At 61.3% G+C, this 26863-nt stretch carries 23 protein-coding genes; 11 read left to right on the plus strand and 12 right to left on the minus strand.

All coding sequences use genetic code 11. The annotated features are described in order from the left end of the window. The first annotated feature begins 6 nt into the window (after positions 1 to 6). Both DQG19_RS09940 and DQG19_RS09945 read left to right on the plus strand, forming a co-directional pair. Complete coding sequence (locus tag DQG19_RS09940; RefSeq protein WP_116126111.1) at positions 7 to 1323, plus strand: UDP-glucose dehydrogenase family protein; 1317 nt, start codon at positions 7 to 9, stop codon at positions 1321 to 1323. 13 nt (positions 1324 to 1336) lie between these two features. Beyond that, positions 1337 to 2269 (plus strand): GDP-L-fucose synthase family protein, encoded by a 933-nt coding sequence (locus DQG19_RS09945; RefSeq protein WP_116126112.1) that lies wholly within the window; start codon positions 1337 to 1339, stop codon positions 2267 to 2269. Positions 2270 to 2372: 103 nt separating this feature from the next. Here the strand turns inward: DQG19_RS09945 and sucD are convergent, their stop codons facing one another. The 4 genes from sucD to carA all read right to left on the minus strand — a co-directional run bounded on the left by sucD (position 2373) and on the right by carA (position 6234). Beyond that, entirely contained in the window at positions 2373 to 3245 is an 873-nt protein-coding gene (sucD, locus tag DQG19_RS09950; RefSeq protein WP_116126113.1) for a succinate--CoA ligase subunit alpha, read from the minus strand. Between the two features lie 47 nt (positions 3246 to 3292). Continuing rightward, positions 3293 to 3610, minus strand: a complete 318-nt coding sequence (locus DQG19_RS09955) for an FtsB family cell division protein (RefSeq protein ID WP_116126114.1) — start codon at positions 3608 to 3610, stop codon at positions 3293 to 3295. Between the two features lie 142 nt (positions 3611 to 3752). Then, complete coding sequence (eno, locus tag DQG19_RS09960; RefSeq protein ID WP_116126115.1) at positions 3753 to 5054, minus strand: phosphopyruvate hydratase; 1302 nt, start codon at positions 5052 to 5054, stop codon at positions 3753 to 3755. Between the two features lie 70 nt (positions 5055 to 5124). Further along, on the minus strand, positions 5125 to 6234 hold the full coding sequence (gene carA / locus DQG19_RS09965) for a glutamine-hydrolyzing carbamoyl-phosphate synthase small subunit (protein ID WP_116126116.1): 1110 nt from the start codon (positions 6232 to 6234) through the stop codon (positions 5125 to 5127). 138 nt (positions 6235 to 6372) lie between these two features. Between carA and DQG19_RS09970 the strand changes: the two genes are divergently transcribed. Continuing rightward, positions 6373 to 8091 (plus strand): GMC oxidoreductase, encoded by a 1719-nt coding sequence (locus tag DQG19_RS09970; protein WP_232826478.1) that lies wholly within the window; start codon positions 6373 to 6375, stop codon positions 8089 to 8091. On the opposite strand, the gene DQG19_RS09975 is transcribed toward DQG19_RS09970, so the two are convergent. Together DQG19_RS09975 and DQG19_RS09980 are read right to left on the minus strand one after the other, a co-directional pair. Then, positions 8088 to 9857, minus strand: coding sequence for a S8 family serine peptidase (locus tag DQG19_RS09975; RefSeq protein WP_116126117.1), 1770 nt, complete (start codon positions 9855 to 9857; stop codon positions 8088 to 8090). The genes DQG19_RS09970 and DQG19_RS09975 overlap by 4 nt on opposite strands. A 68-nt stretch (positions 9858 to 9925) precedes the next feature. Beyond that, positions 9926 to 11776 (minus strand): S8 family peptidase, encoded by a 1851-nt coding sequence (locus DQG19_RS09980; protein ID WP_116126118.1) that lies wholly within the window; start codon positions 11774 to 11776, stop codon positions 9926 to 9928. Positions 11777 to 11982: 206 nt separating this feature from the next. Between DQG19_RS09980 and DQG19_RS09985 the strand changes: the two genes are divergently transcribed. Both DQG19_RS09985 and DQG19_RS09990 read left to right on the plus strand, forming a co-directional pair. After that, positions 11983 to 12843, plus strand: coding sequence for a hydroxypyruvate isomerase family protein (locus DQG19_RS09985; RefSeq protein ID WP_116126119.1), 861 nt, complete (start codon positions 11983 to 11985; stop codon positions 12841 to 12843). Next, the gene (locus DQG19_RS09990) at positions 12840 to 13415 is read left to right on the plus strand and encodes a hypothetical protein (RefSeq protein ID WP_116126120.1); all 576 of its coding nucleotides are present in this window, start codon (positions 12840 to 12842) and stop codon (positions 13413 to 13415) included. The genes DQG19_RS09985 and DQG19_RS09990 overlap by 4 nt, the downstream gene beginning before the upstream one ends. On the opposite strand, the gene DQG19_RS09995 is transcribed toward DQG19_RS09990, so the two are convergent. Then, positions 13402 to 16293, minus strand: a complete 2892-nt coding sequence (locus tag DQG19_RS09995) for a CHAT domain-containing protein (RefSeq protein WP_116126121.1) — start codon at positions 16291 to 16293, stop codon at positions 13402 to 13404. The genes DQG19_RS09990 and DQG19_RS09995 overlap by 14 nt on opposite strands. Before the next feature lie 115 nt (positions 16294 to 16408). Here DQG19_RS09995 and DQG19_RS10000 point away from each other — a divergent pair, with 115 nt between their 5' ends. The 3 genes from DQG19_RS10000 to DQG19_RS10010 all read left to right on the plus strand — a co-directional run bounded on the left by DQG19_RS10000 (position 16409) and on the right by DQG19_RS10010 (position 19017). Beyond that, positions 16409 to 17227 (plus strand): 2,3,4,5-tetrahydropyridine-2,6-dicarboxylate N-succinyltransferase, encoded by an 819-nt coding sequence (locus tag DQG19_RS10000; RefSeq protein ID WP_116126122.1) that lies wholly within the window; start codon positions 16409 to 16411, stop codon positions 17225 to 17227. A 341-nt stretch (positions 17228 to 17568) separates the two neighbouring features. Beyond that, entirely contained in the window at positions 17569 to 18705 is a 1137-nt protein-coding gene (gene recF, locus DQG19_RS10005; RefSeq protein WP_116126123.1) for a DNA replication/repair protein RecF, read from the plus strand. A 6-nt stretch (positions 18706 to 18711) separates the two neighbouring features. Continuing rightward, positions 18712 to 19017, plus strand: a complete 306-nt coding sequence (locus tag DQG19_RS10010; protein WP_116126124.1) for a DciA family protein — start codon at positions 18712 to 18714, stop codon at positions 19015 to 19017. 57 nt (positions 19018 to 19074) lie between these two features. On the opposite strand, the gene DQG19_RS10015 is transcribed toward DQG19_RS10010, so the two are convergent. Together DQG19_RS10015 and DQG19_RS10020 are read right to left on the minus strand one after the other, a co-directional pair. Next, the gene (locus DQG19_RS10015; protein ID WP_116126125.1) at positions 19075 to 19731 is read right to left on the minus strand and encodes an endonuclease III domain-containing protein; all 657 of its coding nucleotides are present in this window, start codon (positions 19729 to 19731) and stop codon (positions 19075 to 19077) included. A 52-nt stretch (positions 19732 to 19783) separates the two neighbouring features. Beyond that, the gene (locus tag DQG19_RS10020; protein ID WP_116126126.1) at positions 19784 to 20440 is read right to left on the minus strand and encodes a hypothetical protein; all 657 of its coding nucleotides are present in this window, start codon (positions 20438 to 20440) and stop codon (positions 19784 to 19786) included. Positions 20441 to 20829: 389 nt separating this feature from the next. Here DQG19_RS10020 and DQG19_RS10025 point away from each other — a divergent pair, with 389 nt between their 5' ends. Next, positions 20830 to 21309 (plus strand): single-stranded DNA-binding protein, encoded by a 480-nt coding sequence (locus DQG19_RS10025; RefSeq protein ID WP_116126127.1) that lies wholly within the window; start codon positions 20830 to 20832, stop codon positions 21307 to 21309. A gap of 484 nt (positions 21310 to 21793) precedes the next feature. Continuing rightward, entirely contained in the window at positions 21794 to 22807 is a 1014-nt protein-coding gene (locus DQG19_RS10030) for a hypothetical protein (RefSeq protein WP_116126128.1), read from the plus strand. Positions 22808 to 22934: 127 nt separating this feature from the next. Here the strand turns inward: DQG19_RS10030 and nadC are convergent, their stop codons facing one another. Beyond that, the gene (gene nadC / locus DQG19_RS10035; RefSeq protein WP_116126129.1) at positions 22935 to 23801 is read right to left on the minus strand and encodes a carboxylating nicotinate-nucleotide diphosphorylase; all 867 of its coding nucleotides are present in this window, start codon (positions 23799 to 23801) and stop codon (positions 22935 to 22937) included. 99 nt (positions 23802 to 23900) lie between these two features. Between nadC and DQG19_RS10040 the strand changes: the two genes are divergently transcribed. Beyond that, the gene (locus DQG19_RS10040; protein WP_116126130.1) at positions 23901 to 24503 is read left to right on the plus strand and encodes a hypothetical protein; all 603 of its coding nucleotides are present in this window, start codon (positions 23901 to 23903) and stop codon (positions 24501 to 24503) included. A 1-nt stretch (position 24504) separates the two neighbouring features. Here the strand turns inward: DQG19_RS10040 and DQG19_RS10045 are convergent, their stop codons facing one another. After that, a complete protein-coding gene (locus tag DQG19_RS10045; protein WP_116126131.1) occupies positions 24505 to 25215 on the minus strand; it encodes an SCO family protein in 711 nt (236 codons plus the stop codon). 114 nt (positions 25216 to 25329) lie between these two features. Continuing rightward, positions 25330 to 26223, minus strand: coding sequence for a glycosyltransferase family 8 protein (locus DQG19_RS10050; protein WP_116126132.1), 894 nt, complete (start codon positions 26221 to 26223; stop codon positions 25330 to 25332). Positions 26224 to 26863: the final 640 nt, after the last annotated feature.

The following is a 26863-nucleotide window of genomic DNA, read 5'->3' on the forward strand; positions in this document are numbered from 1 at the left end:
TACACTATGAAAATTGCAGTAGTTGGAACCGGTTACGTTGGACTCGTCACCGGAACCTGTTTTGCCGAAACCGGCAACGACGTGGTCTGCGTCGATATCGACGCAGCCAAGGTCGAACGCATGAACAAGGGCGAAGTGCCTATTTACGAGCCCGACCTCGAGACGCTCTTCGAACGCAACCAGCGGCAGGGACGCCTCAAATTCACCACTGACCTGAAAGAGGCCGTCGACGCCTCTGACATCATCTTCCTGGCCCTTCCCACTCCTCCCGGAGAAGACGGCTCGGCCGATCTTCGCTACATCCTGGGCGTGGCCAAGGACCTCTCGAAGATCATCACCAAGTACACGATCGTCATCGATAAGAGCACCGTCCCCGTCGGCACCGCCGAGAAGGTGCACGCCGCCCTGGCCGAAAACCTCGACGAAAGCCTCTTCGACGTAGTTTCCAACCCGGAGTTCCTGCGGGAAGGCGTAGCCGTCGATGATTTCCTCAAGCCCGACCGCGTCGTTATCGGAACCGATAGCGCCCAGGCCGAGGAGAAGCTCCGCCGTCTCTACGAGCCCTTCGTACGCAGCGGTAACCCCATCATCTTCATGGACCTGCGCTCCGCCGAGATGACCAAGTACGCCGCCAACTCCTACCTCGCCACCCGCATCTCCTTCATGAACGAGATCGCCAACCTGTGTGAGAAAGCCGGCGCCGACGTCGACGCCGTTCGCCGTGGCATGGGCAGCGATACCCGTATCGGTAAGCGCTTCCTCTTCCCGGGCGTTGGCTACGGAGGATCCTGCTTCCCCAAGGATGTTCAGGCCCTGGCCCACACGTCCAACCAGCATGACTACCAGTTCCGCATCCTCAACGCGGTGATGGACGTCAACACCAAGCAGCGTTTCCGGATCGCCGATAAGCTGGAAGCTTACTACGGCGATGAGCTCGGCGGCAAGACCATTGCCCTCTGGGGACTGGCCTTCAAGCCCAATACCGACGACATCCGGGAGGCACCGGCCCTCTACACCATCGACCGTCTCCTGAAGGCAGGCGCTAAGGTTCGGGCCTTCGACCCCGAAGCTACCGAGCACGTACGCGACATCTACGGCGACAAGATCACCTTCTGCGATGACCAGTACACGGCACTGGAAGGAGCCGATGCCCTGGCCATCGTTACCGAATGGAGCGTCTTCCGCACCCCGAACTTCGAACGCATGAAGGAGCTTCTCTCGGCTCCCGTGATCTTCGACGGCCGTAACCTCTACGACCTGGAGCGCATGCGCGAAAACGGTTTCCACTACGATAGCATCGGCCGTCAGCCGGTCGAAGCGTAACGCCCCGGTTACCATGAATCCAGACGATAAGATCTACGTCGCGGGCCACCGCGGCATGGTAGGCTCGGCCATCGTCCGCAGACTGCGGGCCGGAGGCTTCGAGAACATCGTGTCGCGCACCAGCCGGGAACTTGACCTCCGCGACCAGCGCGCGGTCGACCAGTTCTTTGCGGCGGAGAAGCCCGACTACGTCTTTCTGGCCGCCGCCAAAGTGGGCGGTATCCTGGCCAATAACACCTACCGCGGCCAGTTCCTCTACGACAACCTCATGATCGAGGCCAACGTTATCGAGGCGGCCCGCGTGCACGGCGTTACGAAGCTGCAATTCCTGGGATCTTCCTGCATCTATCCGAAAATGGCTCCCCAGCCCCTTACGGAAGACGCCCTGCTCACCGGCCCGCTGGAATCCACCAACGAGCCCTACGCAATCGCCAAGATCACCGGCATCAAGCTCTGCGACGCCTACCGCTCACAGTACGGCTGCGATTTCATCTCCGTCATGCCGACCAACCTCTACGGCCCCAACGACAACTACGACCTGCAGAGCAGCCACGTGCTGCCCGCGCTGATCCGGAAGTTTCACGAGGCCAAGAAGGAGGGCAGCGACGAAGTCGTCATGTGGGGCACCGGCTCCCCGCAGCGCGAGTTCCTGCACGCCGATGACCTCGCCGACGCCTGCGTTTTCCTCATGGAAAACTTCAGTGACTACGGCTTCGTTAACGTCGGTACCGGAGAAGACCTCAGTATCCGCTCGCTGGCTGAGACCATCAAGGATGTGGTCGGCTACGAAGGAAAGATCACCCAGGACCTCAGCAAGCCCGACGGTACCCCGCGGAAACTCATGAACGTGGACAAGCTCCACGGCATGGGCTGGAAGCACGATATCGAACTCCGCGAGGGGATCGAGCGCGTCTACGCCGACCTGGTAGAACAGGACTGGTACTAAGCCCGCCTTCCCCCAATGACAAAGGGCGTCGCGATACTATCGCGACGCCCTTTTTTGTTGCGGCCGGAGGCCGCGGCGCTCTTGCGCTGTCGGAGACAGTACGTTACCGGCCGAGGGCCTTCGCCATCGTGGTACCGATGTCGGCGGGGCTCTTGACCACGTGCAGGCCGCACTCTTCCATGATCTTCATCTTGGCTTCAGCGGTGTCCTCGTGGCCTCCTACGATAGCACCGGCGTGACCCATGGTCCGGCCCTTCGGAGCCGTCTGGCCGGCGATGAACCCTACTACGGGCTTGGTGCCGTGCTCCTTGATGTAGCGGGCGGCGTCGGCTTCCATGGTGCCTCCGATCTCACCGATCATGATGATTCCCTCGGTGTCGGGGTCGTTCATCAGCAGTTCCACGGCATCCTTGGTGGTGGTGCCGATGATGGGGTCACCGCCAATACCGATGCAGGTGCTCTGGCCCATGCCGGCCTTCGTCACCTGGTCGACGGCCTCGTAGGTGAGGGTACCCGAGCGGCTGACGATCCCGATTTTGCCGGGATTGTGGATAAATCCGGGCATGATACCGCACTTGGCCTGTCCGGGCGTGATCACGCCGGGGCAGTTGGGGCCGATCAGGCGGGTATCGTAGTCATTGATGTAGGAACGCACCTTAACCATGTCCTGTACGGGAATACCCTCCGTAATACAGATGATCACCTTGATACCGGCGGCAGCCGCCTCCATGATGGCGTCGGCGGCGAAGGGGGGTGGCACGAAAATGACGGATACGTCGGCACCGGCTTCGTTGACGGCCTCGGCCACGGTGTTGAACACGGGACGGTCGAGGTGGGTCTGTCCGCCCTTACCGGGGGTTACGCCGCCGACGACATTAGTACCGTACTCGATCATTTGCTCGGCGTGGAAGCTGCCTTCCTTGCCGGTGATGCCTTGTACAATTACGTTTGAATCTTTAGTGACTAGAACTGCCATCTGAAATTTTGAGGGTTTGTGGTTCTTGAGCGGTTGCCGGCGGAACGCTAGTTGTCTACAATGATGAATACGTCCTCGTCGTCCTGCTGCATGTAGTAATTCTCCCGGGCGAAGCGCTCCCGGTTTTGCTCCATGTCCAGCTTCTCGGCCTCCGCTTCGGCGGTCAGGCGGTCGTAACGTTGCAGGTCGTCCTCTAACCGGTCTACGGTTGCGTGCAGCCGAAACTGGGTGCCTACGTCGTGCCGGTCCACGAATACCATCAATACCAGGAACAGTACGAGAGTCACAAAGTACCGGTTGCGCAGGTAGGCGGGTACTTGCATCCAGAGTGCGGTGATCGGATTCTTCGGTTTGCGGGTGGCCATGGCGAGGACTATCGAGGTCTGTGCGTGAAGATAGGATTTGTTGGGGGATAGCTTGTAGCATCCAGCTTGTAGCAGGTAGTACGCACCACGCTGGCGTAAGGTGCGCGCTACCCGCTACAAGCTAGCGGCTCGCTACCCGTGCCTACTTACCTCTGCCGATCTTCCGCAGGAGGTCACGTCCGGGGAAGTAGGCGGTCTCGCCCAGTTCCTCTTCGATGCGCAGCAGTTGGTTGTACTTGGCGATCCGGTCGGAGCGGCTGGCGGAGCCGGTCTTGATCTGTCCGGTATTCAGGGCCACGGCCAGGTCGGCGATGGTCGTATCCTCGGTCTCGCCGCTGCGGTGGCTCATCACGCTGGTGTAGCCGGCCAGGTGGGCCATGCTCACCGCGTCAATGGTTTCGGTCAGCGATCCGATCTGGTTGACCTTGATCAGGATGCTGTTGGCACTGCGCTCCTTGATACCGCGGCTCAGGCGCTCGGTGTTGGTGACGAAAAGGTCGTCACCGACCAGCTGGCACCGGTTACCGATGGCGCTGTTGAGGGCGGTCCAGGCACCCCAGTCGTCCTCGTCGAGGCCGTCTTCGATGCTGAAGATCGGGTACTTGTCCACCCAGCTCTTCCAGTAGTCGACCATGCCGGCGGACTCGATCTGCCGTCCGTCCGACTTGTGAAACTTGTAGGCACCCTCCTTGCTATCGTAAAACTCCGAAGCGGCGGCGTCCATGGCGATCATGATCTCGTCTCCGGGCTTGTAACCGGCCGACTCGATAGCTTTCAGGACGATCTCGATGGCCTCCTCGTTGCTCTTGATGTTGGGGGCAAAGCCGCCTTCGTCGCCTACGTTGGTGCTGTATCCCTTGCTCTTGAGCACCTTCTTGAGGTGGTGGAAAGTCTCCACGCCCATCCGGAGTGCTTCGCTGAAGGTATCGGCACCCAGCGGAAGGATCATGAATTCCTGGAAGTCGATGCTGTTGTCCGCGTGGCTGCCGCCGTTGAGGATATTCATCATCGGTACCGGCATCGTATGCGCGTTCACGCCGCCGATGTAGCGGTACAGAGGTTGGTTCAGCTCAAGCGCGGCGGCCTTGGCCACGGCCAGGCTGACGCCGAGAATGGCGTTGGCCCCCAGCTTGCTCTTGTTGGGGGTGCCGTCCAGCTCGATCATCGTCTCGTCGATGTAGCGCTGATCGGTCACGTCTACGCCCAGCAGCTCCTCGGCGATTTTCTCCTCGACGTTGGCGACGGCCTTCAGGACGCCCTTGCCCATGTATACGTCGTTGTCCTCGTCGCGCAGCTCTACGGCTTCGTACTTGCCGGTGCTGGCTCCGCTGGGAACGGCGGCCCGGCCGATGGCACCTTCGGCGGTCACTACTTCCACCTCTACGGTGGGGTTGCCGCGGCTGTCCAGAATTTGGCGGGCACGGATGTCAAGGATACTACTCATAGTTGGGTTGATTTCTGTTGATATTCTTAATAGGGGGCGCGGACGCGGGTGCGGGGCAAGCTTCCGTAAGCTAGGCCGGCTGGTTCCGTTCCTTGATCAGGTCCACGAACTGGTCAAACAGGTAGGCCGCATCGTGGGGGCCCGGGCTGGCCTCGGGGTGGTACTGAACGCTGAAGGCGGGCTTGCCGACCACGCGGATCCCCTCGATCGTGTCGTCGTTCAAATTCCGGTGGGTGACCTCCACCACGTCCAGGTTCTGCTCGATGGCTTCCGGGCTCACCCCGAAGCCGTGGTTTTGGCTGGTGATCTCGCTCTTGCCCGTCAGCAGGTTGTGGACCGGGTGGTTGATGCCGCGGTGGCCGTGGTGCATCTTGTAGGTAGGGATGCCTACGGCGCGCGCCAGGATCTGGTGCCCCAGGCAAATGCCGAACATCGGCTTGTCCTCCTCCAGCATGGCCTGGGCGGTAGTGACCGCGTAGTCCATGGCACCGGGGTCGCCGGGGCCGTTGCTGATAAAGAGCCCGTGGGCGCCAAATTCGTTGATCTCCGCCATGGTGGCGCGGGCCGGGAACACCTTGACGAAGCAGTCGCGACTTACGAAGTTGCGCAGGATGTTCTTCTTGGTACCGAGGTCCAGGACGGCCACCCGGATGGAGGCGTCGGGATCGCCCATCGTGTAGGCCTCCTTGGTGGTGACGTGGCTGCTGAGCTCCAGCCCCTCCATGTCGGGGGCCGCGTCGAGTTGCCGCTTGAGGTCTGCCACGTCGAAGTTCTCGCTTGAGATGATGGCATTCATCGCTCCCTTGCTGCGGATGTGCCGGACGATGGCGCGGGTATCCACGTCGCTGATGCCGACGAGGCCCTCGCGCTCGAAGTAGTCCTGGATGGAAGACTGCGCCTGGTGGCGGCTGTAGGGCACGGTGAAGTTCTTGCAGATCAGACCGGCGATCTTGATACTGTCCGACTCGACGTCGGTATCCTTGATGCCATAGTTGCCGATGTGGGCGTTGGTCGCCACCAGGATCTGGCCGTAATAGCTGGGGTCGGTGAAGATCTCCTGGTACCCCGTCATGCCGGTGTTGAAACAGATCTCTCCGATCGTGGTACCGATCTTTCCGGCGGCCTTGCCTTCGTAAGTGGTTCCGTCTGCCAGCAGCAGAATCGCGCGTTGTTCGCTCATAGTTTGACGGGCTTGTACGTAGTGCGCGCAAAGATAGACAAATCCCCGCGCGCCACGCGCCCGACAAATCCCCCGTGTTTTACGGCTCCGAGCGCGGGTCGGTGGTAACGCGGAGAACGGTGCATTACCTTAGCCGACGTGAAAGGAACAGAAGAACGTACCTACGACGCCATTGTCGTCGGCACCGGCATCAGCGGGGGCTGGGCCGCCATGGAGCTGTGCCGCGCCGGCCTGAAGACCCTCGTCATCGAACGGGGCCGCCACGTGGAGCACGGCGATTATCCGACGGCCACCCTCGACACCTGGGAGCTGCCCCTGCGCGATCAGCTGCCCGCCGCAACGATCGAGGAACACTACCCCAAGCTGAGCCGCAAGGAGTACATCATGCGGCAGTCCAACATCGACTACTTCGTCCGCGACGACGAGTACCCCTACTCTGAAAAGCGGAAGTTCGACTGGGTGCGGGGCTATCAGACCGGCGGCCGCAGCCTCATGTGGGGCCGGCAGTGTTACCGGCTCAGCGACCTCGACTTCACGGCCAACGCCCGTGACGGCATCGCCATCGACTGGCCCGTGCGCTACGCCGATCTGAAGCCGTGGTACGACTACGTTTCCCGCTTCGTCGGCGTCACCGGCCAGGCCGAAGGCCTAGCACAGCTTCCCGACGGTCCGTTCCTGCCCGCCATGCCCCTTAACTGCCTGGAGGACCAACTGCGTGACCGGGTACAGGCGGCCTTTCCGGGCCGGGTGGTCACTCCCGGCCGCGCAGCTCACCTGACCGCCTACGACCCGGCCGTCCACCTCGGCACCCGTGGCAACTGCCAGTACCGCGACCGCTGCATTCGCGGTTGCCCCTACGGCGGCTACTTCTCCACCAATTCCGCCACCCTGCCCGTCGCCCGCGACACGGGTAACCTCACCTTGCTGAACCACGCCGCGGTCCGGGAGGTCATTTACGACGCCGACACCCGCCGGGCTACCGGCGTCCGGGTGCGCCTGACCGAGACCGGCGAGGATACCGAATTCTTCAGCCGGGGCGTCATCTTCCTCAACGCCTCCACGCTCAATACCGCCGCCATCCTGCTGGCCAGTTCCTCCGACGCCCAACCCAACGGACTCGGGAACAACAGCGATCAGGTCGGCCGCAACATCATGGACCACCACCACCGGATCGGCGCATCCGGCAACTTCGAGGGTTACGAGGACCGTATCGAGAAGGGCCGCAAGCCCAACGGCTTTTACATCCCCCGCTTCGTCAACCTGAACGGGCAGGACAGCGGACGCGACTACCTGCGCGGCTTCGGTTACCAGGGTACCGCCAACCGTACCGGCTGGTGGCGGCTGATCAAGGAGACGGACATAAGCCTAGGCCCGGAATTGAAAAAGAAACTGCTGGAACCCGGCGGCTGGTCGGTCGGCATGACCGGTTTCGGCGAGTGCCTCCCCGACCCCGACAACCGCGTCACGCTCAACCGCGATCTGCTCGACAAGGACGGCCTGCCCACCCTCACGATGGACGCCGCCTTCGGGGAGAACGAAAAGCGGATGCGCGAGGATATGGGCGTGGCCGCCGCCGAAATGCTCGAGGCGGCCGGCGCCAAGAACGTCAGCATCTACCGCACCGAAGCTCACCCCGGCTTCTCCATTCACGAGATGGGATCGGCCCGCATGGGCCGCGATCCCCGGACCAGCGTACTCAACGCGCATAACCAGATATGGGACTGCCCCAACGTCTACGTTACCGACGGGTCAGCCATGGTAAGTTCCGCCTGCGTAAACCCCAGCCTGACCTATATGGCCCTCACGGCCCGTGCGGTGGACCACGCGGTAGGCGAGCTCAACCGGCGTAATCTCTAGGTCAGCAACACGCGACTGTGGTCCAGTGGCAAATACCAGCCCCCCGTAATCTCGGGTTCGAGCTTCGGAGAATGGTGGCAGTAGGTATCCCGAAATTCGGCCAGCGTTCCCCGCGGGTTATCCGCCAGCCAGTCCAGTAACAGCCCGGTGACGATGGGGGCGGAGAACGACGTTCCGGTAGGAAAATAGGGCTCGCCCGTACCTATCCGCGGGGCACCGGCCGTCAGGAAGGCCGCCAGGGACACCCGGCCGGCGCCGTAGTTGGAAAAAGGCGCCCGGCGTAGCTTTTCCGCATCGGCCGTCGGGTAAAAATCTTCGTACCAGTAAGAAGCTACCGTGAGGACGTGCTCGGACATCCCCTCCGCGTAGGCTGCCGGCCACTGCGCTTCCTTATTGAGGTCCTCATGGTCGTTGCCGGCGGAGGCCACGAGGAAAATGCCGCGACGGGCCGCCGCGCGCACCGCGCAGGTCAGGGCCTCCGGGGCCTCCTGTCCGTATATGCCCCAGCTGGTATGAATGACGCGGCTGCCCACGGCTATTGCCTCGTAAATGGATACCAGGGCTCCGAAAAAACTCGATATACCGCCCGGCCCGAACGTCTTCATATGAATCACCTCCAGGGGGCGAGCGGCCCGGTATTGCGCCTGGAGGATAGCCGCTACGTAGGTACCGTGCCCGTTCTCGTCCTCCGGCTCGTAATCGTGCCGGATGAAGTCGTACCCCAGGTGCCAGGGACGGATGTATTCCGTCCGTTTCCGCTGGCGGTACGCGGTATCTTCCCACAGGTGACGGTTGACATCGGTATCGGCACCGCTGTCAATGACGGTGACCCGCAGTGGCTCCAGGTTACGGTCCGTCTTCTGGGGGTCGCACGCGTCGCTGACTCCAAGCTCGCCCAGGTAGGACCGGGGATCAATGCCCCGCTTCCCCTTGCCGTTCTCGCCTAGGTTGCGGGCTCCCCCTCTGCCCCGGGTGGCCGGCTTTTTGGGGTTGATGAGGTTGACCAGGTAATCGGGATTCACGGTGCCGTCGCCCGAGTGGGGCGTATCGCGCATCACCTTGGCTGACCCGCCGGTGGTGTTCAGGTCGAGCCCCGGCGGTACGCCCACCACGATTACGCTGCCCGCCTCGCCAAAGTAGGTTTCGGCCGTCTCCAGCCCCGAAGCATCCGCCCACTTGCGCAGGTCGTCTTTCGGGGAGCAGCTGCTGAATACCAGGCGTTGGAAGGCTTCGCCCGCGCAGTCGAAGGGGATATACTCGGTCTCCACTTCTTCACGGTCTTGTCGGTACGGATCATTGCAGGCCGGTCGCCGCACGCGGCGCACGCCCCCCGCCGAAGCGGGCTCCTTGCCGTCGTAGGCCGCCAGGGCAACGTATCCTTTGCCTCCTTCGGCCAGATCCCCGGGGATAGAAAAACGAACCGCCAAGCTGATCAGTCCGTCCCGGTCCACCTTTACCGGCAGCCGGTAGGCTATGGGTCCGATCTCCACGCAGCGTCCGAGCAAGCGGGCTTTGCCACCTTCGTAGCGTCCATAGACGCAAGCCTTCAGGGGTTCGGCGGTCGTTTTGTACACGTGCACTACCACGCGATCAGTTTCCGGCGGGTCGAGGCCCAGCACCCGGTAGTTTCCGTCGGCGACGGCGTCGTCCTTCGGCAGATCAAGGTCGTCTTCCGGCGGCGCCGCGGTAAGCTTACGAAAGTATTCGAGCCGGGGCCGGCAGCTGTCCGGACTGCTGTAGGGGAGGTACGTTAACTTGTGTTTCATAGTATAACCAATTGAAAGGCGGGCGAAGCCACGGGTACTCACCGCACCCGCGGCCCCGCCCGAAGAAATCAGAATTTAGCCGACTCATTCCCGAGGGGTAGGTAGCGGGCATCGATAAGGGAATCGTTGAACTGCGTCGCCTGCCGAATACAGAGGTTGAGGTATTCCTCGAACGGCGCGCCCGGCCGCTCCACCAGGAAGGTGGACAGGTCGCCGGCGACCACGGGCGCGGAGAACGAGGTACCCACCGGCTCGATGAAGCCGCCCGCACCGTCCGGCACGAAGGTGGTCATGTAGGCCGCCAGCGAGGCACTGAAGCGACCGTAGTTAGAATAGGGAGCCAACTGGAGGTAGTCCTTCGACCGCTCGCGGGCCCGCCCCCGGTACCAGTGGGAGGCAACGGAGACGACCCGGCCCGAATAGCTGCGGGCGAAGGCGGCGGGCCACTGAGGGGTATCATCGATACTGAGGGTATCGTTGCCCGCCGAGGCGATCACGTACACATCGTTCTCCGCGGCGGTCCGGATCGCGCACTCCAGGGCCTCCGGAGCATCCGGCTGGCTGATGCCCCAGCTGGTGTTGATGACGTCGCTACCGGCGGCGATGGCTTCGTAGATGGCTACCAGCACGCCGAAGTAGGGTGAGATGCCTTCCTCGCCGAAGGTCTTGAAGTGCAGGAGCTGCAGGGGTTGGCGGGAGCGGTAGTTGCCGATCACGGCGGCCGCGACGAGGGAACCGTGGGGGCCGAGATCGTTGGGGTCGTCGTCCCGGTCGATGAAGTCGTAGCCGAAGGATCCCGGAGTAGCGTACTCCGTATCGGGGCCCCGGCGGTAGATCGTGGCCTCGAAGAGGTCACGGTTCCGCGAGATCAGGTCGGTGCCGCTATCGATGATGGTCACCAGCTGAGCGGGGGTTTCCTCTCCCCATTCCGGCCAGGCGTAGGGCGGCAGGACCTCCCCGAAATATTCCTTTCCTCCGTTGGGAATGAACTCATTCAACAGCGGATAGTCCTTGACGGTGCGGATGCGGGTATCGGGCGGGGCCACGACGGAGGGCGTGCGGGGATTATAGAGGTTGATGAGGTAGTCCGGTTCCACGGTCCCGCCGCCGCCGTTCGCCGTGGCGCGCATCTGGCTGGCGGACCCGCCGGTCGTATTCAGGTCCAGTCCGGGAGGCACGTCGAAGACCACGACGTTGCCGAAGGGCCCGTAATACTTCTCGCTCGGATCGATCCCCAGCTCCCGGATCCACTGATTAAGCAAGTTGGAATCCTTCTCACAGGAGCTGAGGATGAGGCGCTGGAAAGCGGTACCGGCGCAGTTCATGGGAAGCGTTTCGCCGTTGGGGGCAGCCTTCTGATTGTAGACGATCTCCCCCGCGCGGCCGGGCTCCTCGTCGTCGTAGGCGGCCAGCGCGACAAAGTTGGTGCTGGCATAGGGTTCCCCCTCACCCGACAGGCCCACCCGCACGAAGAAGGAGGAGTAGGTATTGGCGGCCACGGTCACCGGGAGGCGCTCCGCTACCTGCAACACGGTCAGGCACTCGGTGACCGGCTCGACCTCTCCGCAGGCAAGCTGCCCGTAGACGCGCAGGCGGACCGGTCCGTTAGCCCCCTTGTATACGTGGAGGACAAAATCCCCGTCGGTCCCCGCCTGCAGCTCCGCCAGGCGTTCGCGGCCGGTAAGGGTGCAGTCGTCCGGCAGGCCGGGAAAGTCGAAGCCGGAATAGTCCGGTACGTCGTTGAGTTGTTCCCAGCGCAGCAGCTTGGGCGAGCACTCCGCCGGGGCGCTGAGGGGAAGGACCTCGGTGGCATAATTACAGTCGGAGGGCTCGGGAGTAACGGGATCAAGGGGCTCGCAGCCGGACAGGAGCAGGAGCAAGCCAGACAGCAGCAGGCTGCGGTGGACGAAGGAAGACATGGAAGTGTGTTTGTGTGATAGCAATAACAAAGGATGCCCGGGGGCATTCGTCGCTTTATGCGTGGGTGTTGGGAAATGCTACAGTCTTCGCTCTCTAATTTAGGTGTTCAGTCACAATTTTTCATAGGTAAGTGTCCGGGTCGGGCAGTTGGGACATCCGGCAAATTGTTATCTTGTTGCCCTCCTTTCGCTTAAAGTCAATCTCCATGAACCGCCGTTCCGCCCTGAAAAACGCCGCCCTCGGTCTAGGCGCACTTAGCATCTCGAATGCCGTCAGTGCAACCGACCGGGCTACCGCCGGCACCGCTTATCAGACCAATCACAGCACCTGCCTCTGGTGCTTCCAGGGCGTACCGATCGAGGAGCTGGCCGACCGCGGCAAGGACATCGGCCTGAAGAGCATCGAGCTAACCACCGTCGATCAGTGGCCCATCCTCAAGGAACGGGGCCTGACGTGCGCGATGGGTACCCACAAGGACTTCAGCATCGACACCGGCTGGAACGACCCGAAGAACCACGAGATGCTGCAGGAGCAGTACACCAAGGTGATCCGCGATGCCGCCGACCACGGCATCCCGAGCGTCATCGTCATGAGCGGCAACCGCCGCGGCATGAGCGACTACGACGGCATGCGCAACTGCGCCGTCGGCCTGCGCCCCATGGTCAAGCTGGCCGAAGACGCCGGCGTCACCCTGCAGATGGAACTGCTCAATAGCAAGGTGAACCACCCCGACTACATGTGCGACCGTACCCAGTGGGGGGCCGGCTTGGGCGAGATGATCGGCTCGGACCGCTTCAAGCTGCTCTACGACATCTACCACATGCAGATCATGGAGGGCGACGTGATCGCGACCATCCGCAAGTACCAGGACTACATCGGTCACTACCACACCGGCGGAGTACCCGGTCGCCACGAGATCAACGACAGCCAGGAGCTGAACTACCCGGCCATCGTCCGGGCCATCCACGAAACCGGCTTCCAGGGCTACATCGCCCAGGAGTTCGTGCCCACCTACGACGATAAGATCAAGGCCCTCGAGGAGGGGATGCGCATCTGCGAGGTATGAAGACACCGCCCTATCAGCTCATCGCCACGGTAGGCAGTATCCTGCTGGTGGCCTTCGTGCTGGCGGCCTACCGTTTCTTCCCGGGCGGGATGCCCGGCTGGTCCTTCACGCTGGCCTGGATCGTCGCGGCCCTCGTACTGGCGGCTACCGTTACCGAGCTTTGGCTGCTGTGGCGTGACTACCGGGCGGGGCTGCTTTTTCCCATGCGCAATGCCTCCCTCTTCATCCTTCTCTTCAGCGTCGTGGGGCTGCCGGCGTACCTCGTGTTTGCCGGCGTGACGGGTCGGGAGCTCGGCCCCGCTACCCTGCTTCTCGTGCCCGTGTTCCTTTCCTTCGCCACACGCAACCTGTTCCGGGTTCGGATCGACAACCTCACGTTACGCGCCAAGACCGGCTTCCGCGCGCCGGTCGAGGTTCCACTCTTCAGCATCTCGGACGTATCGGTCACCGACGACCGCATCACCGTGGAATCCGACGACCACCGGCCGGTACAACTGCTGCGGGTGTTCTTCCTGGCGCGCCACTGGGCGGCGCTGCGCGAGCGGCTGACCGCCCTGGCTACTGATCGGTAGCGGTCGCCCGTTTCAGGACGATCAGGAAGTAGGAGAGGATGGAAATGATCATTGCCGCGGTCATGATATAGCTCCAGGAGGGCATCCCCGCGTCACCATCCCGCCCGTCATCCTCCAGCAGCAGGGGGCCGGCGGCTCCGTATAGGGTAAGCGCCGACCAAAAATAGGGATGGGCGTACTCACCGCTCCGCAGGGCCGCCTGGGCGGCGTGCAGGGCCTCCGAGCGGCTGGCTCCGCCGACCAGGCGCCGGTAGAAGTCCAGGATCAGGTCCTTCGTCGCGCGGTCGTCCACCTCCCAGAGCGTCGTCAGCGTACTCCGGGAGCCGGCCGTGGCAAAGGCGCTCGCCAGACTCATCGTGGTCTCCCCCGCCGCCAGCTGCCCTAGGGAGGTCTCGCAGGCCGAGAGTACCGTCAGTTCGTTGTCGATGGGTAGGCCGTACAGGTCGTTGAAGTAGAGTAACTCTTCCCGTTGCAGGCTGTCGCCCCCCTGGGAGAAGGCCACGAAGCTCAGGTTAGGGTCGGTGGGATGTACGCTGCCGTGGCTTGAGAGGTGCAGGATGCGGTTGCCGCTTAGCTCCTCCAGGAATCGGGCGCGGCTGGCATCGGCCCCAAAGTAGGTCTGCGCGTTCGCTACCAGTCCCGCGACCTGCTCCACCTCTTCCCGGTTATAGGGCAGCGCGCCCAGGCCGGCCCCGCCGCGCAGCAATTCGTCGGCACCGCGCGTCGGGCTGCCGGTCGCTTCTCCCCCGAAGGTCGGTGCGAAAGCCAGCAGGTTGCGGGCGTACTGCCGGTCGCCTTGCTCACTTACCGTCACCAAGTACTGCCCGCTGTAGGCGTACGCCAGCTCGCTGCTGTCGTGCAGGTACCGCTGGGCGGCGTAGTCCAGGGGTACGTCGCTTTCCGCCAGCGGAAGCCCCGCAAAAGGAAGGTAATTGAGCACCCCGTCGGGTACGATGCAGAGGCGCGGCCGCTGGTGCAGGGCTTTCCGCAGGGCGGGGGGCAGCAGCTGGTCGCGGAGGGTCAGGCCGGTGGTCAGGAAGGATGCGTCCAGGGCGGCCTGTTCGGCGTCGCTGCGCAGGCTCTTGCGGCGGTAGTAACTGTCCTCGATGGCCGCACGGAAGGCGGTTACGCGCTCGGTCAGCCGGTCGCTTTCCCGGATGGGGTACGCCTCCAGAACGCCGTCGGGGGACAGCACGAACACCAGGCTGCCCCGCTCGGAAAGGTGATACTCCACCAGGGTGCAGCCGGTGGCGGCCAGGTGATCGGTGAGTTTACCGCGGGCGAAGGCGGGCAGGCCGATGCTGTCGGGGTTCTCCCGGGCCTCCAGCCGGTCGAGGCGCAGCCGGTCTTCCTCTAGTCGGGACTGCCATTGCTGCTCCCCGAGACTGACGCGCCGTTCCAGGTCCGCAACCCGGCGGAAAAGCGCGCGCTCCTTCGCGGACCGCTGCTGCCGGTTCGACTGCAGGGCGGTGATGAGCGAATAGGCCCGCCCGCGTTCGCTCAGTTCCAGGGCTTGCCACAGATCCTCGGGATCCCCCGTGTCCTGGTAGCGGCGATAATAAAGCGCCAGGGCCTCATCGAAGAAGGGGCGCAGGTTCTGGCTCAGGTACTTGCGGCTGTCGAGGGTGCTGACGCCCTCCCGGAGGCGTTCCTGCAGGGCGAACTGCGTGGTGTAGTCCTGCAACGCCCGGTCTATACTGTCTACGGCCGCGAACACCCGGGCCCGCAGGCCGAGCAGGTCGATCAGCGGCACCAGGTCGGTGACGGTGCTGTCCGCGACCACCTCATGGAAGCGGTCGGGCGGCAGATCGGTGAGGTAGGTAAGCCGCTCGTTAACGGCCGCCAGTGCTTCCTGCTGCCGACCCCAGCCGTGCAGGTAGCGCGGAATTCGGTCGTTGCTGTAGAAGTCGTATGGCCACCCCCAGGCAAGAAAGGCAGATCGCGCCAGTTCCGCATAGCGGTCGAATTCCGGCTCGTCCTGTTTTTCTCCGTAGTAATTGGCTAGGTTGAGGTAGAGGTGCCCAAGCTCACTGTCGGCGTCTGCCTCGTCCCCGGCCGCGGCAACGCCCCGCAGGAAGCTTTCCCGGGCAGCTTCGAGCTCACCCTCCTCCCACTGCAGGAGCCCGACCATATTGTGGGCCCGGGCCAATTTGAGGGGCACTCCCTCGCCCATTGCGATTTCGAGCAGGCGACGGGCGTAGCGGGTACCCTGGCCGATCTCGTTCAGGCGCAGCATGATGCGCGCGGCGCGGTAGTGGGTAAAGTACCGGGCGGACACCTTCAGGTCCGGCAGTTCGTCCGACAGGTCAACCGCCCGGGAGGCGGCGCTGAAGGCGACGCGGTAATCCTGCCGGTCGATGGCCAGCGCACTGAGCTCGTTGAGGGCGGAGAGGTACAGCTCGGTCGGCTCCTCCTGTCCCTCCAGCAGTTCCAGTGCCTCGCGGATATGGTGGTCCGATTCCTCGTAGCGGCGGAGGTAGCGCAGGCTGCTGGCCAGGTTAACGTGCGACTGGGCGCGGTCCGCCACGGAAGCGTCGGGCAGGCGATCCCGCAGTTCCGCGGCCTGCTCGTAGTAGCTGCTGGCTACTGAATCGGCGTAGCAATCCAGGTTCAGGTTACCCAGCAGGTGAAGCGCGTGACCGGCCAGGGTATCGGTATAGGACTCCCCGCCCCGCCGCCACAGGCTGCCCCAGGCGAGGGACTGGGCATCGGCCGGACGCGTGAAGCGCCAGGCGGCGGCGGAGTCCAGGAGGGTCTGGCGGTCGGCACCAGAATTGAACATATCCTGAACGGACGGCGAGGAAGATTGCGCTGCCAGCTGCGGACCGACCAGCAGCACGAGGAGCGCACCGAGCAGGGTAGCAAAGGGGTGAGGCATGCGACGTAGTGTGCGTGAGTGGTTCACCTAAGATAGCCTATCCCCAAGAATCGCGCCGTCCCCGCCATTTTGCGCATCTTTGCCGGCTATTCAAATCCCCCCAAACTACCGTAGTATGCAGGACCTCCGCCCCACCATCGAAGCCGCCTGGGAAAACCGCGACTTGCTTAAGGAAACCGCCACTCGGCAGGCCATCGACGCCGTTATCGAAGAACTGGACAAAGGCCGCCTCCGCGTTGCCGAACCCGGGGCCGACGGCGACTGGCAAGTAAACGACTGGGTGAAGAAAGCCGTAGTGCTCTACTTCCCCATCCGCCAGATGGAGACCATCGAGGTCGGTCCTTTCGAGTTCCACGACAAGATGGAGCTCAAGCGCGACTACGCCAGCCAGGGCGTCCGTGTCGTGCCCCACGCCGTGGCCCGCTACGGCGCCTACCTGGAAAAGGGCGTGATCATGATGCCCAGCTACGTCAACATCGGCGCCTGGGTGGGCAGCGGCACCATGGTCGATACCTGGGCTACCGTCGGCAGCTGCGGGCAGATCGGCCGCAACGTGCACCTCAGCGGCGGCGTCGGCATCGGCGGCGTCCTGGAACCCCTGCAGGCTACTCCCACGATCATCGAGGACGATTGCTTCATCGGCTCCCGCTCCATCGTCGTGGAGGGCGTACGCGTGTGCAAGGAAGCCGTACTAGGTGCTAACGTGGTCCTGACCCAGAGCACCCGCATCATAGACGTGACCGGCGATGAGCCCGTCACTCACCGCGGCGTAGTACCCGAGCGGTCGGTGGTGATCCCCGGCAGCTATACCAAATCCTTCCCGGCGGGCGACTACCAGGTCAGTTGCGCCCTGATCATCGGCAAGCGTAAGGAGAGTACGGATAAGAAGACCAGCCTGAACGCGGCACTGCGGGAGCATGACGTGGCGGTTTAGGATATACAATTTACCAGCTACAATTTACTATTGGCCCGCAGGATTCCGGCGCGCACTACTCTGGCGTGCAATCATTGAGGATAGCTCCTTGCGGGTACTGAGGGTATATGATATACCATTTACAATTTACCAGCTACAATTTACTATTGGCCCGCAGGACTCCGGCCCGCATCACGCTGCCGCGCAGGACACAAGTGTCGCAACCAAACTAACGCCGCGCCTTCAGCATTAACCTGGCACCTGCGCGCCGCCGCATATTAGCTGCGCATCAGAGGCGTATCTCGTGCAGGAAATGGTAAATGGTACCTTGTACTTTGTAAATTGTATATCTCCCTATTCCCTTGTACCTCTCCAACATCAAACTCACCCAGTTCAAGAACTACGAGCGGCAGGCGCTGTCCTTCTCGCCCCGACTGAACTGTTTCGTAGGCTTTAACGGATCGGGGAAGACCAACCTGCTGGAGGCGATCTACTACCTCTGCATGAGCAAGGGCTACGGGAGCCAGGCCGACCAGTACAACATCCGCCACGGCGACGCGGTGGCGCGGCTGGAGGGAGTGTTTCATCTCGATGACGACCGGGAGGACAAGATCGTCGTGAAGCTCCGCAAACGGGGCCGCAAGGTGATCGAGCGCAACGGCACCCCCTACGAACGCATCAGCGAGCACGTGGGCCGCTACCCGGTAGTGATCGTGACGCCCGACGATATCAGCCTGGTGCTGGAGGGCAGCGCCACCCGCCGCCGGCTGCTCGACAACAGCCTGAGCCAGACCGACCCCCAATACCTCAACTACCTCATCGCTTATAACAAGCTGCTGGAAAACCGCAATGCCCAGCTGAAGGAACTGGACGGCCGCCGCGACACCACCGGACTGCTGGACGTGTACGACGCCCAGATGGAGGAGCCCGCTACCTACATCCACCGGCAACGGCAGGCCTTCGCGGCCCCCTTCACCGAGCTGCTACGGGAGGCCTACGCGTCCATCAGCGGCGCGCGGGAGGCGGTCGACCTGGAGTACCGCTCGCACCTGAACGAGAGCGGCTGGGGGGAGCTGCTGGCCGGCCGCGCCGAGAAAGACCGGATCCTGCAGCGCACGAGCGGCGGCATCCACAAGGACGAGCTGGTATTTACCCAGGACGGGCATCCCCTCAAGCGGGTCGCCAGCCAGGGGCAGCTTAAGTCGTTCGTGCTTTCCCTGAAGCTGGCCCAGTACCGCCTGCTGGAGCGGAGTACCAACCGCACTCCGATCCTGCTGCTCGACGATATCTTCGACAAGCTCGACCACGAGCGGGTGCGGCAGCTCCTGGAACTGGTCATGGGCTCGGCCTTCGGCCAACTCTTCATCACGGACACCGACCCGGAACGCATCAGCGCCCTCGTGAGCCGGGAACCGGGAATCGACTGGCAGCGATTCCTGGTCGCGGAGGGCGTAGCACGCAACGAAGCCGAGTGGGAGCGGTTCTTAGAGGAAGAATAGCCGTCCATGTACAAGAAAGTCCCGCCCAAGCCCGAGCCCCAGGAACTCAAGCAGGCCTTCCTGCGGCTCCTCCGCAACAATAAGAACGAGGCCGGCTACTTCAAGGCGCGCACCAAGCTGGTGTGGGAAAAATTCTTCGGCAAGCATACGGCCGATAATACCCGCGACTTCCTGGTCCGCAACCGCAAGCTCTACGTCTACGTGACGAACGCTCCGTTGCGCAATCAACTCACGATGGTCAGAGAAGGCATCAAGAACCGGCTGAACGAGGAGTTCGGGGAGGAGTATTTGGAGGAGGTGGTGATTAAGTAGTTCGGTAGTTCTGTAGTTCTGTAAGGGTGGCGACTACAGAACTACCCGACTACAGAACTAAGGCACTTCTACCCCCACCCTAGCACATTCCTCAACCACCGGGCAGCTGCCGCACTTCGGCCGGGTACCCGTACAGACGTGCTTTCCGAAGGGAACGAGGACGCGGTTGATCTCGATCCAGAGGTCCTGGGGAAGTTTTTGGGCCAGGGCGTCGCGGGTCTTATCGGGCGTGGAGGTGGCCACGTAGCCCCAGCGGTTGGTGATGCGGTGGACGTGGATGTCGACGGCGATGATGGGATGGTTCAGAGCGACCCCGAGGGCCAGGCTGGCGACTTTCGGGCCGACGCCGCGGAAGGCAATGAGCTTGTCGTAGTCGGCCGGGGTTTCTCCGCCGTAATCGTCGACGATGGTCTGGCTGAGGGCGATGATGTTATCGGCCTTGGCGGGTGCGAAGGTGGCTTCGGCGATGAGGCCGATGAGTTCTTCGCGGTTCAGGGTTACCATCTCTTCCGGGGTGCGCGCGCGGGCGAAGAGGCGACGGCTAACTTCCGTACTGGTTTCGTCGTAGGTCCGCACGCTGATCAGGCTGCTGACGAGCTGCTCATAGAGGCTGCCGTAGCCCTCGTCGCGCAGGCCGAACATCGCGGCGGGAGCTTTGTCGGCTACCGCGGCGGCGCAGCGTTCGAGTACCGAGTGAATAGGAAAATCGCTCATGCCATGCAAAGCAGCGGGCACGAGCGATTTGTTTGTTGGAGCGCGGTCCGATTTACTCGAGCTCCAGGGCAAAGGTGGCGCCGACATTGCCGGGGTCAATCCGCATACCATTGTACCACTCCCCGTCGAATACGGCCTTGGAGGACGATAGCATAAATCTGCCCGTGATTGCGAAAACGCTGCTTGCGTCATCGTACGTTACGGTACCCTCCAAATCAATGCCCGTCAGTTCGTACGTGGCCGTCGCCGGGTCGGGTGCGTTTTTACTGTTGAGCAGTACCGTAGCCGTTCCGTCCTTCATGAACGTGATGCTCCAGTAAAACCCCCTGCTGTCCGTACCCGTGAAAGTCCCGGCAGGAAGGTTCTCCACCGTAAGCGGCACGACGACTTGCCCCTCACTGTTAGCTATTACGACCTCGACCTCGTGCGTGCCGACGGGAAGCATCTTTGTCCACTGCAATTGACCGGTCGTGGAATTCACGCTCAGTCCCTCGACGCTCGACCCAAGGCTTACGCTGCCCTGGGCACCGTTCCAGTCGATGGAGGGAACGGACGAGTTACCGGCCTGGTAGAAGTCCGCCTCAAAGGTGGTAGAAGCGTACGTGACTTCCGGAGCATCGGCCCCGCCGCTCAGTTCGTTGATGCTGTCGCACGACTGGGAGAAGGTGACGGCCAGCGCCAGAAAAAGGTAAATGAATTGCGTTTTCATGCTTGCAGGTATTTATACCTCTATGCAAGGCGGGCTCCGGTGCGTTACGCGCCGGCTGAAAAAAGTTGGCCGGCAGAAAAGCGGAACAAGAGAAATAGGCGAGAAAAGAGGGAAATATTTGAGGCGGCCGCTATTATCTTAAATAACTGATAATCAGTAGAATACCAAGACTACATCTGTATTTAAACGTTTATAAACGTATTTAAACGAAAGTAAACGGATAATTGACGACTAACGGATCGGGATGCCCTCACCTTTGGACCGTCACCGAAAGAAAGCGATGTGTACTGCTTCACACCGCGCTCTGAGGGGACACATTCCATCACCAATGCCCGTGTCCAATTATTCATGCGACACACGGATACGGGCCATTACTAATCCTTTTTATCATGCAAGTACGTAACAGCGTAACCCTCATCGGCAACGTCGGCCAACTCCCCACCGTCAAGACCCTGCCCAGCGGCAGCCGCCTGATCGAGTTCAGCTTTGCCACCAACGACAGCTACCGCAATAAGGAGGGCGACAAGGTCACCCGTACGGAATGGCACCGCGTGAAGGCCTACGGCAAGGTCGTGGATGTCCTCGAACGCTACCTGCGGAAGGGGACGGCCCTGGCGATCTCCGGTACGATCCGCTACGGCAAGTGGACGGACCAGCACGGACAGAACCGCACGTCTACCGATATCATCCTCAGCGAGTTCACGTTTACCGGCAACCGCAACGAAGCGGGCGGCTACCCCACTGCCGACGAGGCCGAAGTGAACGAGCCGGTGCCTCAGGCCGCGGAGCCCGCCCCGAAAAAGACCCGCAAGCGCCGTACGAAGGCGGCAACGCCCGCCCTCACCCCGGCCGAAGACCTGCCCTTTTAAACGTAATCGGGCATACCCCTTCACCATCTTTCCGTAACCGGGACCGTTGGCGGAGGACTTTTGCAACGCAGTACGCCTCGACGGCGGCCGGCATACTTTCACTAAACCACTTAGAGTAACCCAGGCACGTTTCACCCCTGGCCGGCAGCAGGATAGGCCCGACCGGCGTCCGTCTCCCCCCGGGAGCCCGGGCGCCGGTCTTTTCCTTTCCGGCCTTTGCAGCGCGGATAAAATTGCGTAGGCATTCCACCTTAACGACCGAAAGTTAGACGCTGGAGGGCTCCTCCGCCCGGGGTGGTCTTCCTTCCCGATTCAGGTTACCATTTAGCACATCCAGCCCGCCGTTCAGAACACCAAGGGCTCAAAGTGGTATCTTTTTCTTCATCTCCGCCTAGTTTTGCAGCGGCAAGATTCCTATGGGGACTTGCGGGACTTAAGCCGAACTCCCTTACCAAAAAAGTAGGCGCTTACACACCTCTTTCAAATGCATTCCTTTACTAGCGTTACGCGCACGAGCCTGCTCGTGCTGATCCTCTCTGCCCTTTTGGGTACCAGCCAGCGGGCCCTCGCCCAACAACTGGTCTACGGCCAAACCTACAAGCTCGAGAACACCTGGATGAACCGCGGGGCCTACCTCGAAGTGGCGGGACAGGGCTGTCAGGACAATTACCTCTGTGTATCCACCACGACGGCCGGCGACCGCAAATCAGGCAACACCTCGGACTGGATCATCCTTTCGGCCACGGGCAAACAAGCCGGCCAGCCGGTGGAGAGCGGAGATATGATTCTGCTGAAGAACCCCTGGATGCGCGGCTCTTACCTGGGTACGCGGGGCTACGGCAAGGACTTCGGATGCCCGGGCTACCTGTGCGTTTCCGCCTGGCAGAACGTAGACGGCGTCAAAAACACTACCTGGCAGGTCAAGGGCGACGTCAAAACCGGGGGTATCGTTCAGTTTATCGGCCAGTGGAACAACGCCTCGGCCGGGTACCTCGATATGGCGGGCCACCGCCCCGGCGGCAACGGATACAATGCCGTAACGACGACGGAGCAGGCCCGCATCAAGGGCGGCAGCACTATGTGGACCTTCCGGCCCAGCCCGAATGCAGCGCCCGCCGCTGCCGCTACCAAGAACATCCTCAACGCCGGAGAATCGCTCGCGGCCGGGGAAAAGCTGGTTTCCGCCAACGGCAAATTTATGCTGATCATGCAGCCCAATGACGGCAATCTGGTCGTTTACCGCTACGACAACGGCAAGCAGGGCGGCTTCGTGTGGGGTTCCATGCAATACGGCTTCCAGAACGCCCGCCTGGAAATGCAGTCCGACGGCAACCTGGTAGTATATGCCGGCAACGACGCCAAGTGGAGCTCGAAGACTCACCCCTACTACGATGCCAAGTTCCGTGACGCCGGTAACAAGCCCGTGAAGCTGGTCCTCCAAGACAACGGCAAGCTGAACCTCATCACGGCTTCGGGTACATCCGTCTGGTCGTCGTAACCTGACCCGGGCTTGCGCGCTACCGCGCAAGCTTCCGGCACCCCTAGTTTTCGCCAGGGCCCGCGCCTGCCCCGTACGGTTCGCCGGCGGGCAGGTCAGCGGGCCCTGTTGCGTGTGGTGCCCCCCGTTAGCTCACCACCTTCAGGCTTAGGTCGAGACTAACGGCCGAGTGGGTTAGTGCACCGACGGAGATGAAGTCGACACCGGTCTCGGCTACTTCCCGGATGCTATCCAGGGTGATGCCTCCGCTGGCCTCCGTTTCGAAGCGGTCGCCGACGTGGGCCACAGCCTCCCGCAGCAGGGGAATCTCGAAATTATCAAGCATGATGCGGTCTACCTGCCCTACTTCGAGGACTTCCATCAGCTCGACAAGGTTGCGCACCTCCACGGTGATGGGCAGGACCATGTCGTTCTCGCGGAAGAAAGTCTGTACCCCCCGGATGGCTTTGGTCAGCGACCCCGCAGCATCGACGTGGTTGTCCTTGATCATAATCCGGTCGTAGAGCCCTTCGCGGTAGTTCTCCGCGCCGCCCAGCCGTACCGCCCACTTCTCCAGAAACCGAAGGTTGGGAGTCGTTTTGCGGGTGTCCAGCACCTTTACGGGCAGGTCCTCCACTTCAAAGGCGTAGCGGTTGGCCAGGGTGGCGATGCCGCTCATTCGCTGCATGGTATTCAGTACGAGCCGCTCGGCCTGCAGGAGGGCACGCGAATTACAGGTCACGTAGAAAGCTTCGTCGCCCACGTGCATGAGGTCACCGTCCTGCATCCGCTGGTCGAATTCCATCTTGGGGTCAACGGCCTGGAAGATCATCCGGGCGACCTCCACGCCCGCCAGTACGCCGACATCCTTGACGAGTAGCCGGGCGGTATCGCGTTTGTCAGCGGGGATGGTGGCCTCGCTGGTGAAATCACCGGGACCAACGTCCTCCGCGAGGGCCTCATTTATAAATTGCAGGATGCGCTGTCGCAGGGTTTCGTCTACTTTGGCCGCCATGTTGTTTACTTTGGTAGTCCGCTTCGGTTACGACGGACGGTTCGGATAGGTCTTCAGCCGCAAAGGTACACCTTCGCTGTTTTCCCTAAAGTATACCCCGTGATTCAGGACTATTTCACCGAACTTTCGCAGCAGCTGGCCCCCACCGGCCTTAACTGGGAAAATGTGCGCCGGGCGTACGCGGGTCGGGCGTATCACAACCTCACCCACCTCGACGAGATGATTGGTCACCTGCCGCAGCACGCCGCTCCGCAGGATCCGGTGGTATTCGGGGTGGCCCTGGTGTACCACGACATTGTCCACAAGCCGACCCGCAGCGACAACGAAGAGCGCAGCGCGCGCTCGGCGGAGCGCGACCTCCGTCAGGATACTTCCATTTCCGCGGAACGCATCGACCGCTGCCGCCAGCTCATCCTGTCCACCAAACAGCACCTGCCCTCCCCCGCCGACGATGGCGACGAGGCCCTGCTTATCGACCTGGATCTGGCCGTCCTCGCACGCGCTCCAGACAGTTACGACCAGTACGCTACGGCCGTGCGCAGGGAATTCTGGATGTTGCCCTACTTCGTTTTTCGTAACGGCCGGACGCGCGTCCTCACTGCTTTGCTGGACCGCCCCGCGATCTACCACACTGCTTTTGGCCGCGATCACTACGAAGCGCCGGCGCGCGAAAACCTGTGGAGGGAATTGCGGAATCTCTGACCTAACCCGCGTTTTTCGGCCCGTCGAGCAGCAGGTCCACGTCCTCCATCAGGTGATTTACCTCTTCCTCTACCAGACCGCTGGCGTAGGACCGGACGTATCCGTTGCGGTCGACCAATACAATGTATCCGCTGTGGTCGAAGCCGCCCGGCGCGTCGGGATTCTCCAGCGCAACGCTGAGGTATTCCTCGTCCAGGTCGTATATCTCGAACTTATCGCCCTGGATAAAGTGCCAGCGGTTGAAGTCGGTGATGCCCAGCTTACCGGCGTACTCGGTCATCCGCTCCGGGGTATCGCGTTTGGGATCGATCGTGAAGGAAACGAGGGCGAAATCGGGATTATCCGCAAACCGCTCCTGGAGGCGCAGCATCTGGCTCATCATCTTAGGGCAGATCGTGGGGCAGGACGTAAAGAAGAAGTCCACCACGTACACCTTACCCTGCAGGTCCTCCGATCCAAAGGGCTGTCCGGTCTGATCGATATACTCCCATTCGCGCACCGGCTCGGGCGTAACCACGCCGGTTTCGGGATCAAAGGGCTGATTACCGGGGTATCCGAGGCTGTCGGTCAGGTAGTAGCCCGTTTCGGGGTCGGTCGGGTGGTGCTGTAAATAGGGGGGGGCGTGCTCGGGGTCGATACCCGCGTCGTGACTGTGACAACCCAGAGCTACCACCAATAGGCTAAGTACAGGAATAAGCTGGTAAATCTTCATAGTCGGAGAACAGCACCTCCACCCGGAGGTTGAAAGTTACCAGTAGTCGGAATAGACGAAAATGACGGATCCTTTCGGTCGTCGCACCCTCCTTCATCAGCCTCTGGTTAGCGTTTACTTTGCGTAACGCTTCTTTGCCACCCTAATGATACTGCGCCGGATATACCACGCCCGGTCCAGCCGCCCGATCGTCATACGTTGGTACTCACGCTCCCAGAATGGCGGGCTGAAACGTTTCCATAGAGAATAGCCCCCATGAATGATTGACCCAAAAAGATCCCAGGGTTTCGGTGATCCCAAGAAATGGAATATTCCCGTAGGATGGCTCGGCTTATTGGCACCGGCCAGATAAGAGGTGTTAAACTTCTTGGGGAGTTGCTTGAAATCACCATCGCACATTCGATTTAGAATCGTTTGGTCGTGGGACCGTAGGGTTTCCGGACGATCCAGGATGATTTCACGCCAGGCAGTATCCAGGTCACGACGCCGCCATTCCGCCAAGTTCATTATCAACACACCCGAATTGAAATAGGGCATGTCCTGGCTGTAGCCCCGACTGACAAAGTATTCGCGGTCCAAGGTGTAGTTAACGAAAGTTCCCGTATAAGCAGCTATGCTATGACCGCTCATGTCAACTTCATCCAACTCAAATATATCGATGGTTATGACCAGGTCGCTATCCAAATAAATAACCTTTTCCGCATCGATATACTGTGGTATCAACAATCTACCGTAAGGGGTTAAATCATTGTGCAAGCCGGGTAATGACTTAAAATCCGTATTGGCATCGTAATTTATCAGTTCATAAGTGCCCGGAAAAGAAGCATACTCAAATAACTTATGGATGTTATTCTGATGATCCTCGGAAAGCCGAGAGCACATAATATGAAAGTTGATTCTTTCCGGTTGACTAGTACTTTGCAACAAAGAATTGATGGTAGCACCTAGTCCCGGCAAGCCTCCTTCATTCACATTGAAAACAATCTGAAGGATATTTTCCTTATGCATAATATTAACAGGTAAGGTTAGGGAGTGTATGGATGGTAAGTAAGGTGAATTGAAGAACGGAGCTAACCACAGTGATCAGCGCAAGGGAAAAGAACGGTGAGTCCGCCTATCTGGCTGGGCTTACGAATGGGAAAGATAGGTAAGAAACGGAGGATCTGCTGTAATAACCTGCGAGCATTGCATGAAGCGTGCCACGGCATTTTCTGACGGAAGTGATCTTTGGTCAAGCCCCCGTAGAAGACCGGGGGGCTTGGTAAAGTACGCTGAGGGCTACGCTCACAGGTCAATCCGCAAAAGGACTTGATGGCGTCAGTCGCGTAGCTTTCACCCAAGAAACCTGCTCCGGGCGACGCAACGGATCAGCGGGTGGTAATTGTTCATCAGCGTCAATTGCTCCCAATTACTGCACCCAAAAGCGATGATCTTTGGGTAGTGTTTACCCTGTTATGCCCGGGGTGGCTGGGGCGTGGTCGGACCGGTCGCGGGTCGTGGCGATGCAGATCAGCTTCAGATCGCTGCAGTGTTACGCCCAGCCCGCCCCTAAGCCCGCAGGGTGGGTGTCCTGCAGGCCAGATACTTCGCCGGTTGTTGGTCCTGATGCACGATAGCCAAAGCTGCACATCGGTCTTCGGGTAGCTGG

This window comes from Lewinella sp. IMCC34183 (genome assembly GCF_003390915.1).
Taxonomy (GTDB): domain Bacteria; phylum Bacteroidota; class Bacteroidia; order Chitinophagales; family Saprospiraceae; genus Neolewinella.